Origin of the sequence: Rhodanobacter sp. MP7CTX1 (genome assembly GCF_014205795.1) — a bacterium.
Taxonomy (GTDB): domain Bacteria; phylum Pseudomonadota; class Gammaproteobacteria; order Xanthomonadales; family Rhodanobacteraceae; genus Rhodanobacter.
Genome location: NZ_JACHCN010000001.1, coordinates 501,706 through 520,563, shown reverse-complemented (window position 1 = coordinate 520,563; position 18,858 = coordinate 501,706). Strand labels below are relative to the sequence as shown.

The following is an 18,858-nucleotide window of genomic DNA, read 5'->3' as shown; positions in this document are numbered from 1 at the left end:
CATATGGCTGGTCAGGCAGGAGCCCAGTTTCCCGGCCTTTCTGGAGTCAGGAGTCTGTAGTCTACTGCCGCCATAACCAGCTTTGTCATTGAAAAGCTCCCGCTTGACCATCCATACGGCTGCTGAAAGCCGCAAGGACGACGAGGCAACACACCGATCCACCTGCGCTCCTGCCAAGTCTAAGTAGTCAGCCGCCAATCTGATGGTTGGACGTGTCGAGTAAACCGTGCACTGTCATCAGGTGAGCCAGGCTGAGAACGTGGTCCACGTGCAGTTTTTCCATCAGGCGCTGCTTGTAGGTCGACACGGTTTTCGGACTCAAATTGAGCTGCTCACCGATGATCGTCAACGGCTTGCCGCGTACCAGCATCATGGCTACCTCCAGTTCACGACTGGAGAGCACGTCGAAAGGCGACGTGTTGCCATCCAAAGTTGCCAAGGCAAGCTGCTGCGCTACCGCCGGCGCCAGATAGCGCCGCCCGCCGGCCACCTGGCGCACGGCGGATACCAGTTCTTCGGCGCTGCAACCCTTGGTCAGATAGCCCAGCGCGCCGGCATCGAGCAGGCGCTTGGGAAAGCGTGCGTCATCGACTACCGTCACGATGACGATATGCGTGGAAAGTTTTGCGCGGCAAACGCGCTCGGTAAGCTCGATACCGCTCATACCCGGCATGTGCACATCGACCAGCGCGATGTTTGGTGCCAGCGCGCGAATCAAGCGCAAGCCTTCTTCCGCACTGCCCGCCTCGCCACTGATATTGATATCCGACTGTTGCTGCAAAATCATCCTGAAGCCGGTACGTACCAGCTCGTGATCGTCCACCAAAACAACATTGATCACTTAACGCCCTCCCTGGTTGGGCTTCCATGAAATTAGGCTGTAGATCGTCCTATTGCAAGCAGTTCGACCCTTCGACGTGGAACAGGACGTGGTTGAATACCACGCCATACAACGATCGACGAATCTTCATCGCGTCGCCCATGGGCGACAGTCGATGGCTTGAGCGAAATGACCACCATGACCTCGCCTCACAATAGGATCGCTTAGCTATGGAACCGCTAGCTGCTCGATGGGACCTGCATCATCTGAGCGCAATGTGACATCGCAAACATGTCCAATATGTAAGCCGCTATCTACATGCGTTGTGAGGGAATTGCGGTGACGCCCACTTTTATTGCCAGCTGGGCAGCGGCGGACTGTTCCCATAGAAAAAAACCCGCCGACCGGCGGGTTTGTATATACCTACGCGCCAGTGCGACGCTTTCAATGCTCTCTAGGCAAATGAGAGAAATGGGGGGCACCGCAAACCGCCGACTCGGCGATCGTCCACGCCGGCCGCCAATACTGACTGAGCACAGGACTTGATCGCGCGGCGACGGATAGGGACCTGACGCGCCTTACCTAAAGTAGCGCAGGCTTTGCTCTTGCGGGTTCGGGACACGGCCGTACTTCGCCAGGATAACCGGATCCGAATACTCTTCGCGATTGGTGTCCGCGCCCTGCGCGTACACCAGTACGCCTTCGCACTGCGTGGCGAGTTGCTCACCGCGCCTGCGGGCAAATTCTTCCAGTCCATGAAGTACCGGCTTTTCAGCCAGAACGTCTCCGTCCACTTCGCGAAAGCTTTGCACTACGTAGAGTATTTCCATAGCCCTTCCTGGCTGGCAATCCTGTGTTCACCCTCCGCAATCATGCAACCACTGACGTGCAGGTTTCGCGATGACGCTGTTAAGCATCGTGGCAAAAGCTCGGCTAGACTCGCCTGAGCCCCGCGGTTGTCTCTGTTGCGTGAGCCGCGAGTCTCCTCGTCATGTCGATCAGCCCCTCAAAGCCTGTATTGCAAAGGGATTTGGCGGCCCAACTCAGCCGGTAGTGGTACCCCTGCCAGATGATGGTCCAGCGGCCCGACTGATCCGCAGCTTGCGTCAGTCACTGAGCATGTAACGCTCAGCTGTCCGGCGGCGAAAGATCAGCGGTACAGCCTGATTCGTTTCCCAGCCCAACCGAAAGGCACAGTCATGAAAACTCGTTACCTCAATCGAAAATTGCTGCTCGCCAGCCTGCTTGTCGCGACCTCGGTGACCGCCGTTTCCGCAATGGCTGCCGATCAGCCAATGCACGTGCGCGGAACCGTCACCGAGGTGACGGCCACCGGGTTCACCGTGCAGACCGATGCCGGCAGCAAGACCATCGTTCTCGCGGCCGACACGCGCATCACCGGCGTGGTACCCAGTAGCATCGACCAGATCAAGCCCGGCTCATTCATCGGCTCGGCCAACGTGCCCAGTGGCAGCACCTCCCGCGCACTCGAGGTAGTGGTGTTTCCGCCAGCGATGAAGGGATCGGGGCTGGGCGACTATGCGTGGGATCTCCCCGCCAAAGGCGCCAGCGCATCGGCGATGACCAATGGCGATGTGATGGGCTCGGCGATGACGAATGGTACCGTCAAGAAAATGAAATCCGGAGAGTCGATGCCATCCGCAATGACAAACGGCACCGTAAAAACTGCGACTGGCAACGGTGACCGCATGCTCGTGATCGATTATGGAAAGGGCGAAAAGACAATCGACGTACCGGCTGATGCGCCGGTAGTGACCTTCCAGCCAGCCGTCAGGAGTGACATCGTCAAGGGCGCGCACGTCTTTGTGGCTGCGCTGCCTGGCAACCCGGCAACTGCCAAACTCGTCGCCGTTGGCATCAATGGAACTGTGCCACCGATGTGAGGTAGGCCGCGACATTGAGCCAGTGCTCCGCTGCTCCGTCCTTGCCGGCTGGTCGTGGCAAGGACGGACTTATCGAAAGCCTCAGAAGCAGCTATCTGCTGCTCAATGACCGCTTTCGCCGCTATGCCCGCGACCATCACGCACTTCGTTCCCTTTGAAGTTGGCAGTCATGCCAGGGCGTTTTGTCGGCTCAGACCTATCGCCACGGTTTGGCATCGGGCCTCTATAACCGTGTTGAACGTCGTAGTGGTTGTCCACATGACCGCGAAACTCGGCATGGCCGCGAAACCATGGGCCAGCACCAATGAAGACACCCTCCGTGAACCATTCCGGCCCGTAATAGCCGTAGGGAGCACAGGAGTACGGAGCGTAGTCATAGTAGCCATAAGGGCATATGGGAGCAGCTCCGATGCCAACGACAACCTGAGCCTGCGCCTTGGGAGCGGTCACCGCCAAGCAAGTTCCAACCACAGCAGCCATAGCAAGACATTTGAAACAGTTCATGACTTCACCTCATAACCATGGGGGCCGTGAACGATCATTTGCCCGCGTGCGTCAATTCACTGTGACATTGGAGTCGTCATGAGGCGATCGAGTCAGCTGCCAGTTATTCACGAGGTCTCAAGGGTGCGTCACGCATTTGAACGTCACTTCGACTCGCTGCGGCTTAGTCGAAGCAGGCACTCCAGCGATCTGCGCGCCTAGCTCTTCCATCTCCTTCTTCTGCTTGTTGCAAAAATCTATCGCGCGCGTCAAAGCCGATGATTTGGCATCTACCCAGTCGGCCTTGTCGATGGGTTGCTTCGATCCAACGATATAAGTGCCGTTCCCCGCCGGCGTTACTGACGTGAAACTGGAGCAGGCGGCCAGCAACAGCATTCCACTCGCAATGACAATGTATTTCATGGGTGCCTCTTTGCCTGAATCGTGCATGGGTTTCTGGCATGGTGGACTGACTCGCCAATCGCGTCCAGCCATTGCCCTTGGCCATGCCCCGACCGTGGCCGACGATGCAAGAATCATGAGCCGACAGTCCCAATAAAAAGCCCCGCAGGATGATCCCTGCGGGGCTTCGATCAAACGGGTTGTGTTATTGCGGAGCGATTAGCGCTTGGCAATCTTCTTGGTAGCGGCCTTTCCGGTCGTTTTCTTGGCCGCTTTCTTGACTACCTTCTTCGTTGCCTTCTTCGCGGCTACCTTGGCGGGTGCTGCCGCCTTGGGTGCAGCGGCAATCAGAAGGCTGTCGGCGGTGACACCGCGGCGCTTGAGAGCTTCGACAAACCAGAACGGTCGCTTTCCACGGCCCGACCAGGTTTGCGCGTGGTTCGCGGGATTCTGATACTTGGGCGCCACGGCGGCCTTCTTGCCAGTCTTGCTGCCACGGGTCGGGTAAACATCCGCGAGGTCCACACCGTTGTTGTGAAGCAGCGCATCGATTTTTCTGCGCACTTCCTGGATCTGGTTGGCGCGTGCTGTATGCATCTGCGATTGCGCATCTGCGATGAGGGCCTGAAGGTCTTTCGGTGACAGTGCTTCGAGATTAAGAGCCATGAGCAGTTCTCATTAGTTGGGGCAGTGGTCATTCTAGGGCAACCGAGCGCAAGCACGGTCGCGTAAGAACACGGGAAGATCAGTCGTCGGTGGATGGGCCGGGATCTGATAGATCATGCCGGCAATGTGACCGCGGTGATATGTTGCATGATTGACGACGTGAAGCAGGATGTCGCTACGACTCATCGAGCCGGCCCCTCCGCCGATGAAGGTGAAATTCAGTACCTCCTTACAGGCTGCCTCATTCAAGCTCTCTGCATAGCGAACGTACCAGGCATCGATACTTTTTTGCGCGTCGCGCAACTCCCCAAACGGCGGACTGGCTTCTGGATTCCGCGTGGTGAATTCATGGGAGTTGCTTTCAAGATGAGCCTTCCATACGAGATCCATGACGTACACATGGTTCAGAGTGCGCAGGATATTTCCGAAGACAATTTGACGCTCCGCAATCAACTCGCTTTCAGGGTGTTCCGAGAGTGTCTGAAAGAGCAGATCATTGGCCCATGCCTTGTAGCGGGTGAGCATCTGCAGATGGTCAATACCGGACATTGATTGTCGTTTAAAAGCTTGCAGTGATTAGGGGGCTCTATCTTGCGTATGTCGTCAGCGCTCAATACGCCGGCATCTCGCAGGTTCTTTCGACGCATTCTACACAGATATCGTCAACTTCCTGCAATTTCGGGAAATGTCAGAAACCAGCCAATGGTGCCATGAAGGACAGCCCGGATCAGCATTCAGCGGCACCCGGGCACTGAATTGAAGTTACCTGTGTTTAACGGAATCTCGCGCAGGATGCCCACACGCGGTCTCGACCTACGCCTTTTCTGGGCGCGAGTCAGCCCGAACGACGCACAGCATGTTGAGGGGTCTGCTGGGTGAGCCATCGCTTGATGGCGTGAATGCGTGCAACTGCTTTCCGGGGAACGCTGCTTTATTCGATCATCATGAGGGGGTGTCATGGCCATACCAACTCCGATTCCGGTCTTCAGCCATTTTTCTGACGATGCAGCGGTCAACCAGGCTCGTGATGCGTTGGCTTGGTACGCACAATTCGCGATGTACGCGGAAGACCTGTATGTGCACGATAGCTCTGACCCCAGGGGCGATATCCGATTTGCTCCGGATTGGGGCTTCGTCGATTGGCTGCGCACGACGGTGGCTGCCGACGTGGTCGGCGATATTGAACATTGGCTGCTTGGCTTGAATGACACCACCTACTTCGGCGCCCTATTTCGACACCAGCAGGAACCCGACCAATATCTCATTACCATCCGTGGAACGGAGAGCGGACCCGAATGGGCGCAGAACGTGGTCGCTACACCGGATGTCCTGCACGGAATGACACTTGCACTTACCACCCAGCTGATAAAAAAGGGTGGCAACGCAAAAGCACATCCGGATGGCGGCTTTGTGCCTGCCGGCTTCTATGGGATATATGAAGCAATGACTCTAGGCGCCGCCGCAACAGTCTCACCGCCGGCAGCGGCAACGGGCATCACCCAGAAAATCGGCTCCCTGCAGACACTAAAGCAGCGAACGGTGGGGGATGCTTCCGTGACCGTTGTGGGCCATAGCCTTGGCGCCGCTGTTGCCGCTTACTTATCCTACGACCTGGCCAAGAATTCCGGCTTCGCACAGGTCAACGCCTATTTGTTGGCCACGCCGCATCCTGGTGACAAAATTTACGCTGAGCATTTCACCGGCACAGGGGTGAACTGCGTATCCGTCGCTTACGAACGCGACCTGGTTCCCGCGGTGCCACCACCGCCGTTATACGTTCCACTGGCGGAAACTGTGACTATCAGAGTGAATGGATCGTCTATAGCTCAGAACGAGATCATGGCGAGTGCAACGATCGGGGACAGCATCGGCGGCAATCACCATGCTGTCTGCTATGCCGCGATGCTGTCCTCCACCGTTGCGAAAAACATTGCATGTTATGCCCTGGACAAAGCCTGCGTAGACTGCATCCAGAGTCCGTCAGCACAGCCTCAACTGTTGCAAGGATCAAATTTTCCCGCAAATCCATGGCAATGATCTGCATCGAGGTCGCGACGAGGCTGACTCATCTAGACGCATCCACGGGCTGCTGCAAAACATGATGTGATTCATCTGCAGGCCCACACTTTGGAGGCAGTATGTTCGGAAGCACCGTTCTCGAAGTCGCCATGGGCATGATCGTCTGTTTCGGCTCCATTGCCCTGATTGCCAGTAGCGTGCAGGAGGCCTTTGCTTCGATGTTGCGTTGGCGCGCGAAGACATTGTTCACTGGTGTCACGGATCTGCTCAATGGGCAAAGCCTGGTGCTTGATATATACAACCACGCCCTGGTGAATCCACGTAGCGACGGCAAGGCTACGACGCTCGCCGAGATACCGTCGAAGTACGCGCCCTCCTATATCGAACCGGCAAATTTCGCCCAGGCGCTGGTCGATTCACTGCAAAAAGGACAGGTCACGTTCACCGCATTGCGTCCCGTTATCGCCGCCATCACCGACGTGCAGCTGAGGACGTGCCTGCTCGGCATGTACGACCGCGCTGCCGGAGACGTCAACCGATTTGAGGCAGCCATCGCCGGATGGTTCGACTCCGCCATGGACAGGATCTCCGGTGCGTACAAGCGCAAGTCGCAGTTCTGGACGTTCGTGTTCGCCCTGGCTATTGCCGTGGGCTTCAATGTCGACGCCCATCAGATCATGGCCACGCTGTGGGTACTCACGGTCAACGGCCACGTCCCTGCCACCGTCGTCGTCGCGCCAACAACGGTGCAGGGGGCGTTGTCCTCGCTGGACCAACTACCGATCGGATGGCACCGCCTGTCGTCGCTGCAGACTCAGCTATTGCAGTCGGCCGTTCTGTGGGCGGTGCCGGGGTGGGTGGTCACGGCGACTGCCGCACTGTTCGGCGCACCGTTCTGGTTCGGGTTGCTCGGCAAGGTGGCGGATCTTCGTGGGGTTGGAACAAAACCCGCCGAAGAAAACCCGAACCCAGGTAAATCCTGAATCACTCCGCCATACGGTGACACCAGTTTGGAACCGACGCCACCTCCGCGATGCGCTGATTACCCCTCAGCGCATGTCTCCGGTGTGACCCAGCGAATAACGTCCGGGCTGCGGCCAGACGGCCAGTCCGTGAGGCTCTGCACCTACCTTGATCGATTTGACTGCGCCGGTCGTCGTGTTGAACGCATAGACGACGTCATCAAACCGTCCCGACAGCCACAAAGTCTTGCCATCGGCACTGACATTTCCCATGTCCGGACTGCCGCCGCCCGGGATCGGCCAATTAGCGATGATCTTGCGGGTGGCGAAGTCCAGCACGGACACACTGCCTTTTCCGTGACGCGGCCCGTGAATGAGGTTTGAGCCACGGTTTGCGATATAGAGTTTCGTGCCATCGCGGCTTGGATACATCCCATGGGTACCGACACCGGTCGGGATAAATCCGATCTGGGTGAAACTCTTGCCGTCGATCACGTAAACGCCGTCCGCCATCATGTCGGCGACATAGAACACCTTGCCATCGGGCGAAATACGAATGTCCTGCGGCATGCCCTTCTTGCCGAGCGGGAGGTAACCGAGCACCTTGCGGTTGACGAAATCGATCTTGGCCAACTTTCCTTCGAATTCGCAGGTGAAAATGGCGAAGCTGCCGTCAATCGAAAAATCGGCGTGATTGATGCCCTTGCATCCGGGAACGGGAAGGCTCCATTTCAGCGCCATCGTGTGCGGATCGCGAAGGTCCAGTCGCGCATGCGCTTCCACGACCACGATCGCGTTTTTACCATCCGGCGTGAAGTACATGTTGTACGGATCATCGACCTTGATGGCCGGGCCCGGCTTGCCGGTCTTGGGATCGATCGGGGTCAGGCTGCCGTCAGTCCGGCCTTCAGCATTGTTGGTTACCCACAGTGTCTGCAGGTCCCATGCAGGGACAACATGCTGCGGGCTGCGGCCGACGGGAAACTTGTCAACTACCTTGTACGTCGCCGGATCGATCACATAGACGTCGTTCGAGCGCAGATTGGGAACATAGATCCGCGGCAATGCAGCGGCGACTGCCGGGCTCAAATGGCTGGCACTGGTTTCGCTGTAGAGATTGCCGGGATTGACCACCGGAAGCATGCCCGCAACGGGAACAATGGCCTGCGCAGCGGCGACACTGGCTGCAGCACACAAGCCTGCCGAGACGACCGCCGCATGCGACACGAACCGCAACGAACGGCGAAAACCTGAAGTAACAGAACGCGGAATAATGATGAATCTCCTTATCGAACAGAGTAGCTATTGTAGGTCGAGTCACTGGCCGCCGGCGGCTCAGCGCGCTGCCGTGTCCTTCTTCAGGGCATCGATCGTTCTTGAAACGATAGCATCAATGCCCAACCGGCCAAGTTGCGCGGTCGAGCGACGTGGATCCCCATCGTAGACCCCATCCGCAGCGCCAAGTTTCGGGCCGTTTTGCAGCCGATCCACTCGAACCATTTGCGGTGCGACCGCGAGTTGCAATGAGGTATCGGCGAGTCCGGCATGCGTACCGATCTCGCTATCGCGAAAGCCGTGCTGGCGCAGGATCTGGGCGTAGCCGTCTGAAAGGGAGTCGTAGTATTCCGGCGGCACGAAGGCCCGCGTACGTGAGCCGGACCACGTCTTGTTGAGTTGGGCAACCACCCGCTTCAGATCATTCTGATAGCCGCCATGGTCGCCCAGAAACACGATGTTCCGGAAACCGTGAACCGCAAAACTATTGGCCGCGGATTCCAGCATCTGCTCAAACACCGTGTCCGGAACAGTAATGGTTCCCGGAAAGCGCATGTGAGACGTCGGCGGCGCGTAGCTTCCCTCCGGCACATAGGCAATCACCGGGGCGACGAGCGCATTGCCCAGCCCCTCGGCAATTTTCTGCGACAGCCACGCCACGCGTGCGTTGTGCTTGCCCAGCGCCACGTCAGGTCCGCTTTGCTCGGTGCCGCCGATAGGAATGATGATGGTGGTCTTGCCCGCTTGAACCTGATCGCGCACCTCGGTCCAGGTCAGGTCCTCCAGGAGCACGGTTCGGGGTGTTTGCGCGAAAGACATCTGCGTGGCAATGAGCAGAATGACTGAAGCGAAAGCTTGCTGCCAAGGACGGCGCATCACGACGGTACTCCCTTGTCGCAAGCGGTGAAGCGCGCTGTACGTACTGACATTTTTTATCTGGCCGACCTGGGGCACTTCGAAAACCGGACACTTTGCATCGGGACCAGCGTGAAGCTGCTCCGCTGTGCCGAAGATCTTACTGCGCTCGTTGTGGAGTACATGCCGCTATCGCCCGCCAGGCTACAGAACCTGCGGGCCATCCGGTCTATGCCGATGAGCTGCTCAATCAGGAGTTTTGCGAGGCGGAACATGGCCTGCTCGTAGAAGAAGACGCGTGAACATACACAAAAACATACACCAAAGTCCAAGCTGCCTGGACAGGCTTGAAGCCTCCAGACGAACAAAACCCCGCTGTTGTGCGGGGCTTTGTTCGGTAGCGCGGTAGAAAGTCAAGCCAACAGCGCTCGATGAAGAGGCATAACTGCCGCCTGACTCCCGTTGGTTACCGACGCAGTCCTACTTCATCCTCGACTACGCATGTTTGGCACATGGCCATATTTGGCAAGAATCGTCGGTTCCGAGTGGTCGCGTCGATCAACCCCGATGACCCCCTGGTAAACCAGCACGCCGTGTCGGTTCGGAGCCAGCGTCTCGCCCTGTTTGCGCGCCACGCTTTCACTGTCATACAGCAACGGCTCATCGGCCCGAATCCCGTCATACACCTCGTGGAAGACCTGCACTGCGTAGATTTTTTCCATGGAGCGATTCCTTGCGATGGGGATTGGAAATCCGGACTTGGCTTGCGTAATTGATTGTGAAAAAGAAGCACATGGCGATCGACCTGCGCGTACTCCGCGAGCTCGATAGGTCGTCGACTCAGCGAATTAATCTGACCCCTTACGGCGGTCGGAATGCTGGTCATGCTCGGCACCCCCTACGTTGGAGCCCCATTGCACGTGATCCATCCAGCCACGCTCCTTCCCGAAAACCTCTTCGATCTCGCGAGCGATCCGATCTCCGATGTGTGTCTTGGGTTTTTCGGCGGCGAAACGGCTGACCTGTGAAGCTGACTTGCCCAGCAGCTCGGCCAGCACGGTCAAGCTTCCAAAGCGCTTGCCATCGCGGGTTCCGTCGCGCCCGACGGTCTCCAGAAGCAGGCGAACATTGCGATGTCGAATCTCTTTGATATCCAGCTGTTCAACCTGATGGCGCCTGCGGACCTCGCCCATCGCCAAGGCCTCCTCAAACGTTTTCCGCTCGGTAATATCCATGACGACACCGACATAACGCCGAGCGTCTCCACCCGGAGAGATCGCCTCGCCTCGGCGCGCGAGCCACCGAACTTCGCCCGTAACTGGGTCGACACGCCTGAACTCCGAATAGGAGATCGGATTGGACAGACCGCGGCGTTCAGGTCCCAAAAGCGAGCGTCGGTCATCCTGATGTATAAGGCCAGCCAAGAGCTCTTCGGTGACTACGACGTCGGCGGCCAATCCCCATACGCGTCGATATTGTTCTGAAACCTCGAAACGACCGGAGTCGGGAAACCACTCGAAGGTGCCCACGCCGCCGGCTTCCTGGGCGAAGCACAGGCGTTGATCGGCTTGAAATCGCTGTGTGGTGTTCTTCACCACAGCCAATGCCCCCCGGGGCGTCCCGGACTCATCGACGACCGGGCTGTAATTGATATCGAGCCAGATGTCCTCGGGCTGCCCATCGCGTAGCAGGACCATGTGCTGGTCGTGGAAATTGACGGTGTTTCCATCAAGCACGTGGTTCAGCGCCTGTGCTCTGAAGCCAGCCACTTCCGACCAGCTATCGCGTACGGTGCGCCCGAGCAAACCCGGATGACGAGAACCCGCGATTTCGCAGTAGGCATCGTTGTACAGCAACGTGCCCTCGGCTCCCCACTGGATGGTCATGGGCACATCGGAACGCAGGATCACCGATGTAACGACGCGCAAACAGTCCGGCCAATGGCTGAGCTGCCCGAGGGAGGTTTTCCCCCAGTCGAAAGCTCGAATCAGCTCGCTGGTTTTGGAGCCCTCCGCCAGAAAGGGGAAGGAACCTGAAGTGTTCTTGTCAGTCATGCAGGCCTGAACAATGGGATGGATGGCGGGGCTGCGCCTCGACATCCGTGAGTTGGGTCAATGCGACAGTGCGCTTGATTCGGTCAACGGGAGGTGCAGGGCCTGACGAGTCTGATCGTCCAGCTCGATCCACAGGGCCAGCACGGGTTCCCCATCAATCAGCTGAGGCGGCCCAACGCGATGCGCATGCATGCCGATGCTTCTGAGGATTCTCTCGACCCCCATGGCAGTGAAGGTGATCAACCGGGTGGCGCCCTGCCCGATCGCCGCCTCGGCCACGGCAGCGAACAAGACGCAGAAACGTCGCCTGGCTTCCTCGCGGGATATGGCAGGCGTTTCGCCAGTGGCTTTCGTCGAGAACCGCGACAGCTCCCAGACGTCGGAGGCATGCGGCGCCGGCGCGCCATTCATGAGACCCGGAAAGACCTCGTCAAGCAGGTACGCCTGGGTGGTTGGCAACAAACGCGCACAGCCGCATACCACTTGGCGCACGTCTCTTGCAATCACATACAACGTATCCGGCCGATCAAACTGGTCACGTTCCAAGCCGTTCTCCACCGGCAATTGCCAGTGCAACGTCTGTATGAATACTTCGTACCTATACGCAGCGAGTTCCAGCTCAAGGCCGGGCGCCAATTGACTTTTGATGCCTGAAACAACCGTCAACATGTGCCGTGACTCCACAAACCTGGGGACCACGGCATTTGAGGAGAATTTTCCTGAGGCGATAACTGTAATTTCCTACAGTTGCTTCAAGCGCGAATTTCGCGGCGGAAACCGGAGGCGGCCAACGCTCAGTCTCACAGCCTCCCGCGGAGCCGTTCAGAGGTGGCCAAGCACCTGCCCGGCGCCGGATGCTGGCTCGGCGGGCTGCCAGGATTCGCGCGCCAACCACGCGTGCAACAATTCGTTGGTCTTGTGCATTCCCAAGTCATACCCCGCCTGCGTCACGAGCATGACATTGCTACTCATTCCGCCCGGCGCGACGAACGTTCGGCCGTCTGCCAGGCTAAACCAGGCCCATCCGATGCTGATCTGTGGAGCGGCCTCTTCGGTCGCCCACTCGCAATACCCTGCACAGGAAGCAGGGATATCGTCTACGATAAGATCCTGCTGCAGTCCCTCGTCTTGCCACGCAAGCTTGGACGGGAAATTCAGATTCGAAAGTGCGTCGAACGTCATGCGTATATAGCCGTCCAACGACCTTTTGGTGTCAGTGAAGATCATGCATGAGGGTGATGAGGGGCTCACGGCATTTCTCCATAAGATCGGGCGGGTTACCCTATCCCCACTCTTGGAAGAGGGCCAACTGTCATTTTCAGCAGATTGACTTAGGACGACACTTGTGAAGGCTTGGCGAGAAGACTGTCTGAATCGACTCACCGTATCAGCGGGAGTGTCGACGGACGAAGTCCTGAAAGAACTCGCTTCCATCGTGCACCACCTGGGGTTCGAATATTGCTCCTACGTTTTGCGTGTGCCCTTCCCCCTGTCCAGTCCCAGTGTGACGTGGGCCAGCACCTATCCGGAGCGCTGGTTGAAACACTATTTCGCGAACAACTATCTCGAGATCGACCCACTCATCCAGCGAACATCGAAGGAGCTGTCCCCGGTGGTCTGGACTGATGAAGTCTTCGATAGCCAGCCAGCGTTCTGGGAAGAAGCGCGATCGCATGGCGTAAGCCATGGCTGGGCGCTCGCCACCCACGGCAAGCACATGACGACCGGCATGCTTTCCCTGGCACGATCACATCAACTGGTGACTCAATCCGAATTGGCAGAGACGGAGATGAAGCTGGTCTGGCTATCCCACTTGGTCCACGGTTTGATTGGCACCACCGAAGTCCAAAGGCTCATGCCGAGGCCCGAAAGCGAACTGACCTCCCGCGAGACCGAAGTGTTGCGATGGAGCGCCGCGGGCAAAACTGCCGAAGATATCGGGAGAATTCTTGGTATCGCCGAACGCACTGTCACGTTTCACATCACAAGCAGCCTGACCAAACTTGACGTCGCCAACAAGACGCAGGCGGTCGCCAAGGCATTGCTGCTGGGAATGCTCTGATCAAGCCGACGAGATTCGGAACACTCCCATTTCAGCCAGCAGAAGCCACCACCTGGTTACCTGTTTCGTGCTCGGGTGAATCTTTCCACATGACAACACCGTCGACTGAGCCTCCCAGGTAGGCGGCGTGAGCACGCGCAAGCACTTCGGTCTTGAAGTACCGAGTGATCCCTTCGCACCCATTGCGGAACCATGCACAACATAGGTGGTGTTCGTCATTACCCCTCTCCCTACCCTCGGCATCCATGCGCGCCCAACGTGGCACGAGAGTGCCGATAGATGAACTGGAAGAAATTACAGGTTCGCCTGGATCGTCATCCCCTATATCGTTGCGACGAGGTTGCCCAAGCCGAAGGATGGCGGCATTGCCGACCCGGAATGTCAGGCCGAAGGGATTCGCAGGGCAGCCTCATGCTGGTTATCGAAAGGACTCACCTTGGCGCCCAGATTCTGGGCGCCATTCTTTTGGATCGACCAAAGTCGCTCGCAGCTGTCCGCATTGGCGCGTGATAAGCGCAGAGCGCCACGAACACGATTCGCGCAAAAAATAAACGGCACCTGAATGGACCAGGCCATTGGTCGCCCCTCCCAAGATGTTCTGCATCCGCGGCCCCGATCCGGGCGTACGTCCTTGTGTCTCCCAAGGAAGCGAGATGGCCAGGGGGTCGACTGTGAAGATCAGCCATTCGATGTGCTTGCATGCGCTTAAGCAAATGCGCTGACAAGGCCACCGATTTCTGACTCACGCCGAACAGATCACCAAACGGAATCTGCAAGGGAGCCGTGTGGCGTCACTTTCGCGTCAAGCCCAAGAGACCTCCGCGGAATCGGATCATTCAGCGCGACGAGGCAACACCATGAAATTGAAATTGAAACCCATAGTCCTGCTACTGGGATTGGCGCCCGCCATTGCCATGGCTTCAAGCCATCGCGAAGCGCCATTCATCAGCACCATGCCGCAAGTGGACGCCAGCGACTTCTACATGTTCATGAGCTATGAGCCAGGCCGTCAGGGATACGTGACTCTGCTCGCCAACTACAACCCGTTGCAAAATCCTGGTGGCGGTCCGAACTTTTACGCGCTGGATCACAATGCCATCTATGACATTCATATCGACAATACCGGCCGCGCCAAGGCAGACCTGACGTTCCGATTCAGATTTACCAACACGTACAAGGATCTCACGGTGCCCACGGGGACGACTGGTACGCCGATTGCCGTGCCATTGCTCAATATCGGCGCAGTCTCCAGCACCAATCAAGCGGCGCTCAATCGCACCGAGACCTACACAGTGGAATTGCTGCAAGGCGATCCGGATACGGCCAGAGGTCGACCCCTTGTCAATAGCGCCGGCGGTTCGGCGGTTTTCACCAAGCCGGTCGACAATATCGGCAACAAGTCGATCGCCAACTACGCGACCTACGCCAACAGCTATGTGTACAACGTTGTGATACCTGGTTGTTCCCAACCCGGTCGTGTCTTCGCCGGCCAGCGCAAGGACGGTTTCGTCGCCGATCTCGGTGAAATCTTTGACCTGGTCAACCTGAATCCGCTCGGATCCAGGGATTCCACGCATAACGCGCTCACGGACAAGAATGTCGACACGCTGGCGCTGGAAGTACCCGCAAGTTGCCTGCGTGACAGCAGTGGCGACGCCGTGATCGGGGCCTGGACCACAGCCAGCATAGGCAGGACGCGGATCATTGGCCCGCAGGGCGAAGCTCAATCCGTCCCGGCAAACTTCGCCGCGGGCGACAACTTTGTGCAGGTATCGCGTCTGGGTCAGCCACTGGTGAACGAACTGGTGATCGGTCTGCCGGACAAAGACAAGTTCAACAACAGCAAGCCCAACAACGACACGCAGTTCCTGAAATACGTGACCAATCCCAGTGTGCCGGTGCTTTTGAATGCGTTGTTTGGCGCGAACGTGCCGCAAACGCCACGCAACGATTTGGTCACCGTATTCCTGACCGGCGTGCCGGGTATCAACAAACCGGCGAATGTCACCCCGTCCGAAGAGTTGCGCTTGAACACGACAACTCCGGTGACCGCACCAGCAAACCAGAACGATCTTGGTGTGCTGGGTGGCGATCTGGCGGGCTTCCCCAACGGGCGTCGACCGTATGACGATGTCGTTGATATCGCCTTGCGCGTGGAGGAAGGTGCGCTGTGCAGTACAGCGATCGGCACTTGCGGCAGCGAAGCCACCGACCCGAACAAGGGAGCACCATTTACCGACGGTGCACGCTCGCCCGGACCGACCGCAGCGACCGAACACGTAACGGGCGATGAGTTTGCTGCTGACACCTACCTGGCTCAGTTTCCCTACCTGATGACGCCGCTTGCGGGTTCGCCCAACGGCGTTAATGGCGTGGCTGCCAACTGAGTGATGGCCATGGGCCGCCTTCAACTCCATCGCATGAGCCCCGATGAACGCAGAGGTGACTCTGGGGTAGCGCACCGCAACGGCTGTTGCGGTGCGCTACGTTTCTTCGTTGCCCTGGCCCTATTCCTGACCGCCAGCGTCGTGCAGGCCGATCAGACCACGCCGTACACACCCGCCAACGCGTCCGTGGTGCTACAACTCGTTCCGCCGACCACTGACCCGCGGGTGCGCCGCTTCAATCAGCTGCGCAACGACTTCAGGCAACATCCGACCGATATGAGCAAGGCGGTGGCCTTGGCGCTCGCCTACATCGACTACGGGCGGTCCACCGGTGACTCGCGTTTTCTGGGTCGCGCAATGGCAGTGATCGAACCGGGCATGGAACAACCGGAACCACCCATTCCTGTGTTGTTGGTGCATGCAACGATCCAGCAAAGCCGGCACTCTTTTCATGCATCGCGCGAGGAATTGATGCAGGTCCTCAAACGCGACCCCGGCAACGCCCAGGCCTGGCTGACGCTGGCCACGATTGGCATGGTGCAGGGAGATGACGCGCTGGCCAATGACGCCTGCGTACATCTGGCCAATGCCAGCAGCGATTTCATGGGCATCGTGTGTACCGCATCTCTGCGTTCGCTCACCGGGCACGCCCCGCAGGCCTACGCGCTGATGTCGATGGTCGAGGATCCGGGCCCCAAGGCACCGGTCGCCATACGGGCGTGGGTAGAAGGCCTCATGGCCGATACCGCTGCACGCATGGGCAAGCCGGATGCGGCCGACGCCCACTTCAAGACTGCCCTGCAAATGACACCGGGCGATAATTTTCTGCTCGCCGACTACGGCGAATTCCTGCTCGACCAGGGGCGGCCACGGGACGCCATCAACCTGGTCAGCGGCGACATCCAGTCCGATACGTCGTTCCTGGTATGGGTATCGGCCGAAAATGCCTTGGGCTTGCCGCGAACCCGCATCGATGTCGCCGAGATGAACGCCCGGTTCCAATCCATGGCGCAACGCGGTGACCACGTTTTCATGCGCGAGCAATCCAGTTACATGCTACATGTCCTGCATGATCCAAAAGCTGCGCTCGACCTGGCGCAGCAGGACTGGAAGGTACAGCGATCGCCCAAGGACGTGCGTGTGTATCTTGAGGCGGCACTCGCCACTCATGATCCATCGGCGGCGACACCTGTGCTCGATTTCGTTGCCCGCACGCATCTCGATGACGTGACCATCAATCCACTGATTGCACAGTTGCAGGAAGCGCCGTCGATCGCGGCGCCCGTCGCGACATCGAAGCCGAAGGGAAATGGCCCATGAGCATTCGCCGTTTGCTCATTGCACTTTGCGCCCTAGCCCTCGGCCTGACTCCGCTGAGCGCGCTGGCACACAAGGAAAGTGATGCCTATCTGACGTTGCGCACCGATGCCACCAACGACCATGTGATGCACGGCCAATGGGATATTGCCTTGCGCGATCTCGATTTTGCGATCGGTATCGACGCCAATCACGATGGTGCGATCACCTGGGGCGAGGTTCAGACGCAGCGCAAGGCCATCGAGGACTACGCGCTATCCCGCCTTGAGGTCAAAGGCGATGGCCTGACGTGTGCCATGCAGCCCAGCGGTCAGAAGGTCGACGAGCATACGGATGGCGCTTATGCGGTCATCCTGTTCGATGCCGTCTGCGACAAGAACATTCCCAGCAAGGTCACCGTTGTCTATCGCTTGATGTACGACCTCGACCCCTATCACCGGGGCATTATCACCCTCCGCTCGGGCGACAAGATCGCCGGTGCGGTATTGGGGCCGAGCAACCCCGTGGCAAGCCTCGACTTGCGCGAACCGGATCGCTGGGGGGAATTCAAGAGCTTTGTTACCGACGGTATCTGGCATATCTGGACGGGAGTCGATCACATCCTGTTTCTGCTGTCGCTGCTGTTGCCAGCTGTGCTGATCAGGCGCCGCCTACCGCCGCACGGCAATGGATGGCGGGTTGGAGCAGCATTGGCGGAAAGCAGCGGCGCGCTGATGGCGGTTGCTACCCAGCACCCTCGCTATGGCTGGGAACCAACGTCGCGGTTCTGGCCGGCGTGCCTGGATGTGATCAAGATCGTATCCGCGTTCAGCCTGTCACATTCGGTGACTCTATCGCTGGCGGTGCTGGGTTTCGTGCACCTGCCCAGCCGGCTGGTGGAATCCGGTATCGCGCTGTCGGTGATGGTCGCAGCGTTGAACAATGTCTATCCCCTTGTGCACAAGCGAGTCTGGCTGATTGCGTTTGCCTTCGGCTTCATTCACGGCCTGGGTTTCGCCAGCGCCCTGGCCGGATTGCAGTTGCCAGCCGGAGCCATGGCAGCGTCGCTCGGCGGTTTCAGTGTCGGCGTGGAGATCGGCCAGGAGGCGATCGTGCTTGCCTTCCTGCCGCTGGCCTACCTGCTGCGCAAGACATGGTTCTATCAAGTGGTGCTGTTGCGCTGGGGCTCGTTCCTGATCATCGCCCTCGCGACCGGCTGGCTCGTGCAGCGAGCCTTCGATATCCTGATTCCAGGCTTCAGCGCGATCATTCCAAGCTGAGGTCGCCGGCTCCGCCCGAAAGTTGGACTCAGAGCAACTTGATGCCGAATGGCTTGACGACGAATGCAAACGCGCCAAAGCAGACGATCGTCAATATCGCGCACATAGCCAGAGCCGGCCAGAAGCCAAATCGGGCGAACAAGCGCGGAAAGGCCAGAAACATGGGTAGCGTGGGCAGGACGTACCAGAACATATACCACGCGTGATTCGCAATCTTGTCGGCAGGCTGCTTTTCAATATGCAACCAGGTCAGCGCCAACAACGTGACCAGTGGCAGCGAGGCGAGCAAGGCGCCCAGGCGATCGCTGCGCTTTGCCAGCTCGGATACGGCGACGACAATCGCCGCGGTCAACAGATATTTCGTGATGATCCAGAGCATGGATTCAGCGCCCG

Annotated in this window: 19 protein-coding genes; 7 read left to right on the top strand and 12 right to left on the bottom strand. The window is 58.4% G+C overall.

The genetic code is table 11. The features are described 5' to 3' along the window. Positions 1–187: 187 nt before the first annotated feature. Positions 188–841, bottom strand: a complete 654-nt coding sequence (locus tag HDE77_RS02495) for a response regulator (RefSeq protein ID WP_184415541.1) — start codon at positions 839–841, stop codon at positions 188–190. A gap of 557 nt (positions 842–1,398) precedes the next feature. Beyond that, complete coding sequence (locus HDE77_RS02490; protein WP_184415540.1) at positions 1,399–1,650, bottom strand: hypothetical protein; 252 nt, start codon at positions 1,648–1,650, stop codon at positions 1,399–1,401. Between the two features lie 369 nt (positions 1,651–2,019). On the opposite strand from HDE77_RS02490, the gene HDE77_RS02485 reads away from it, so the two are divergent. Further along, positions 2,020–2,724: a hypothetical protein gene (locus tag HDE77_RS02485; RefSeq protein WP_184415539.1), complete on the top strand. Its 705-nt coding sequence runs from the start codon at positions 2,020–2,022 to the stop codon at positions 2,722–2,724. Positions 2,725–3,345: 621 nt separating this feature from the next. Here the strand turns inward: HDE77_RS02485 and HDE77_RS02480 are convergent. The 3 genes from HDE77_RS02480 to HDE77_RS02470 all read right to left on the bottom strand — a co-directional run bounded on the left by HDE77_RS02480 (position 3,346) and on the right by HDE77_RS02470 (position 4,824). Next, entirely contained in the window at positions 3,346–3,630 is a 285-nt protein-coding gene (locus tag HDE77_RS02480) for a hypothetical protein (RefSeq protein WP_184415538.1), read from the bottom strand. Between the two features lie 198 nt (positions 3,631–3,828). After that, positions 3,829–4,275, bottom strand: a complete 447-nt coding sequence (locus tag HDE77_RS02475; protein WP_184415537.1) for an H-NS histone family protein — start codon at positions 4,273–4,275, stop codon at positions 3,829–3,831. A 33-nt stretch (positions 4,276–4,308) separates the two neighbouring features. After that, on the bottom strand, positions 4,309–4,824 hold the full coding sequence (locus HDE77_RS02470) for a DinB family protein (RefSeq protein ID WP_184415536.1): 516 nt from the start codon (positions 4,822–4,824) through the stop codon (positions 4,309–4,311). A gap of 408 nt (positions 4,825–5,232) precedes the next feature. Here HDE77_RS02470 and HDE77_RS02465 point away from each other — a divergent pair, with 408 nt between their 5' ends. After that, entirely contained in the window at positions 5,233–6,312 is a 1,080-nt protein-coding gene (locus tag HDE77_RS02465) for a hypothetical protein (protein WP_184415535.1), read from the top strand. Between the two features lie 101 nt (positions 6,313–6,413). Beyond that, the gene (locus HDE77_RS02460) at positions 6,414–7,277 is read left to right on the top strand and encodes a hypothetical protein (protein WP_184415534.1); all 864 of its coding nucleotides are present in this window, start codon (positions 6,414–6,416) and stop codon (positions 7,275–7,277) included. A gap of 66 nt (positions 7,278–7,343) precedes the next feature. Here HDE77_RS02460 and HDE77_RS02455 read toward each other — a convergent pair whose 3' ends face one another. From HDE77_RS02455 to HDE77_RS02430, 6 genes are all read right to left on the bottom strand, one after another. Beyond that, on the bottom strand, positions 7,344–8,483 hold the full coding sequence (locus HDE77_RS02455; protein ID WP_343206044.1) for a YncE family protein: 1,140 nt from the start codon (positions 8,481–8,483) through the stop codon (positions 7,344–7,346). A gap of 108 nt (positions 8,484–8,591) precedes the next feature. After that, positions 8,592–9,485 (bottom strand): creatininase family protein, encoded by an 894-nt coding sequence (locus tag HDE77_RS02450; protein ID WP_343206043.1) that lies wholly within the window; start codon positions 9,483–9,485, stop codon positions 8,592–8,594. 386 nt (positions 9,486–9,871) lie between these two features. After that, entirely contained in the window at positions 9,872–10,108 is a 237-nt protein-coding gene (locus tag HDE77_RS02445; protein ID WP_184415533.1) for a hypothetical protein, read from the bottom strand. Positions 10,109–10,234: 126 nt separating this feature from the next. Beyond that, positions 10,235–11,440, bottom strand: a complete 1,206-nt coding sequence (locus tag HDE77_RS02440; protein WP_184415532.1) for a PAS domain S-box protein — start codon at positions 11,438–11,440, stop codon at positions 10,235–10,237. Between the two features lie 57 nt (positions 11,441–11,497). Then, on the bottom strand, positions 11,498–12,109 hold the full coding sequence (locus HDE77_RS02435) for an acyl-homoserine-lactone synthase (RefSeq protein ID WP_184415531.1): 612 nt from the start codon (positions 12,107–12,109) through the stop codon (positions 11,498–11,500). 153 nt (positions 12,110–12,262) lie between these two features. After that, positions 12,263–12,667 (bottom strand): DUF4902 domain-containing protein, encoded by a 405-nt coding sequence (locus tag HDE77_RS02430; RefSeq protein ID WP_255482486.1) that lies wholly within the window; start codon positions 12,665–12,667, stop codon positions 12,263–12,265. A 169-nt stretch (positions 12,668–12,836) separates the two neighbouring features. On the opposite strand from HDE77_RS02430, the gene HDE77_RS02425 reads away from it, so the two are divergent. The 4 genes from HDE77_RS02425 (at position 12,837) to HDE77_RS02410 (ending at position 18,465) form a co-directional block, all read left to right on the top strand. Beyond that, positions 12,837–13,502 carry an autoinducer binding domain-containing protein gene (locus HDE77_RS02425; protein WP_184415529.1) on the top strand — a complete coding sequence of 222 codons (666 nt, stop codon included), beginning with the start codon at positions 12,837–12,839 and terminating at the stop codon, positions 13,500–13,502. An 857-nt stretch (positions 13,503–14,359) separates the two neighbouring features. Next, complete coding sequence (locus HDE77_RS02420; protein WP_221444075.1) at positions 14,360–15,889, top strand: DUF4331 domain-containing protein; 1,530 nt, start codon at positions 14,360–14,362, stop codon at positions 15,887–15,889. A 9-nt stretch (positions 15,890–15,898) separates the two neighbouring features. Next, positions 15,899–17,209 (top strand): hypothetical protein, encoded by a 1,311-nt coding sequence (locus tag HDE77_RS02415; RefSeq protein ID WP_184415528.1) that lies wholly within the window; start codon positions 15,899–15,901, stop codon positions 17,207–17,209. After that, positions 17,206–18,465 carry a HupE/UreJ family protein gene (locus tag HDE77_RS02410; protein WP_184415527.1) on the top strand — a complete coding sequence of 420 codons (1,260 nt, stop codon included), beginning with the start codon at positions 17,206–17,208 and terminating at the stop codon, positions 18,463–18,465. Before HDE77_RS02415 ends, HDE77_RS02410 begins: the two co-directional genes overlap by 4 nt. Before the next feature lie 28 nt (positions 18,466–18,493). Here HDE77_RS02410 and HDE77_RS02405 read toward each other — a convergent pair whose 3' ends face one another. After that, the gene (locus HDE77_RS02405) at positions 18,494–18,844 is read right to left on the bottom strand and encodes a DUF3147 family protein (protein ID WP_184415526.1); all 351 of its coding nucleotides are present in this window, start codon (positions 18,842–18,844) and stop codon (positions 18,494–18,496) included. Between the last annotated feature and the right edge of the window lie 14 nt (positions 18,845–18,858).

What these genes read in the sequence shown, in the direction of transcription:
- HDE77_RS02470 (WP_184415536.1), bottom strand. Translation starts at nt 4,824, where the DNA reads ATGTCCGGTATTGACCATCTGCAGATGCTCACCCGCTACAAGGCATGG.
- HDE77_RS02485 (WP_184415539.1), top strand. Translation starts at nt 2,020, where the DNA reads ATGAAAACTCGTTACCTCAATCGAAAATTGCTGCTCGCCAGCCTGCTT.
- HDE77_RS02420 (WP_221444075.1), top strand. Translation starts at nt 14,360, where the DNA reads ATGAAATTGAAATTGAAACCCATAGTCCTGCTACTGGGATTGGCGCCC.
- HDE77_RS02475 (WP_184415537.1), bottom strand. Translation starts at nt 4,275, where the DNA reads ATGGCTCTTAATCTCGAAGCACTGTCACCGAAAGACCTTCAGGCCCTC.
- HDE77_RS02415 (WP_184415528.1), top strand. Translation starts at nt 15,899, where the DNA reads ATGGGCCGCCTTCAACTCCATCGCATGAGCCCCGATGAACGCAGAGGT.
- HDE77_RS02410 (WP_184415527.1), top strand. Translation starts at nt 17,206, where the DNA reads ATGAGCATTCGCCGTTTGCTCATTGCACTTTGCGCCCTAGCCCTCGGC.
- HDE77_RS02435 (WP_184415531.1), bottom strand. Translation starts at nt 12,109, where the DNA reads ATGTTGACGGTTGTTTCAGGCATCAAAAGTCAATTGGCGCCCGGCCTT.
- HDE77_RS02445 (WP_184415533.1), bottom strand. Translation starts at nt 10,108, where the DNA reads ATGGAAAAAATCTACGCAGTGCAGGTCTTCCACGAGGTGTATGACGGG.
- HDE77_RS02490 (WP_184415540.1), bottom strand. Translation starts at nt 1,650, where the DNA reads ATGGAAATACTCTACGTAGTGCAAAGCTTTCGCGAAGTGGACGGAGAC.
- HDE77_RS02440 (WP_184415532.1), bottom strand. Translation starts at nt 11,440, where the DNA reads ATGACTGACAAGAACACTTCAGGTTCCTTCCCCTTTCTGGCGGAGGGC.
- HDE77_RS02430 (WP_255482486.1), bottom strand. Translation starts at nt 12,667, where the DNA reads ATGATCTTCACTGACACCAAAAGGTCGTTGGACGGCTATATACGCATG.
- HDE77_RS02465 (WP_184415535.1), top strand. Translation starts at nt 5,233, where the DNA reads ATGGCCATACCAACTCCGATTCCGGTCTTCAGCCATTTTTCTGACGAT.
- HDE77_RS02405 (WP_184415526.1), bottom strand. Translation starts at nt 18,844, where the DNA reads ATGCTCTGGATCATCACGAAATATCTGTTGACCGCGGCGATTGTCGTC.
- HDE77_RS02480 (WP_184415538.1), bottom strand. Translation starts at nt 3,630, where the DNA reads ATGAAATACATTGTCATTGCGAGTGGAATGCTGTTGCTGGCCGCCTGC.
- HDE77_RS02460 (WP_184415534.1), top strand. Translation starts at nt 6,414, where the DNA reads ATGTTCGGAAGCACCGTTCTCGAAGTCGCCATGGGCATGATCGTCTGT.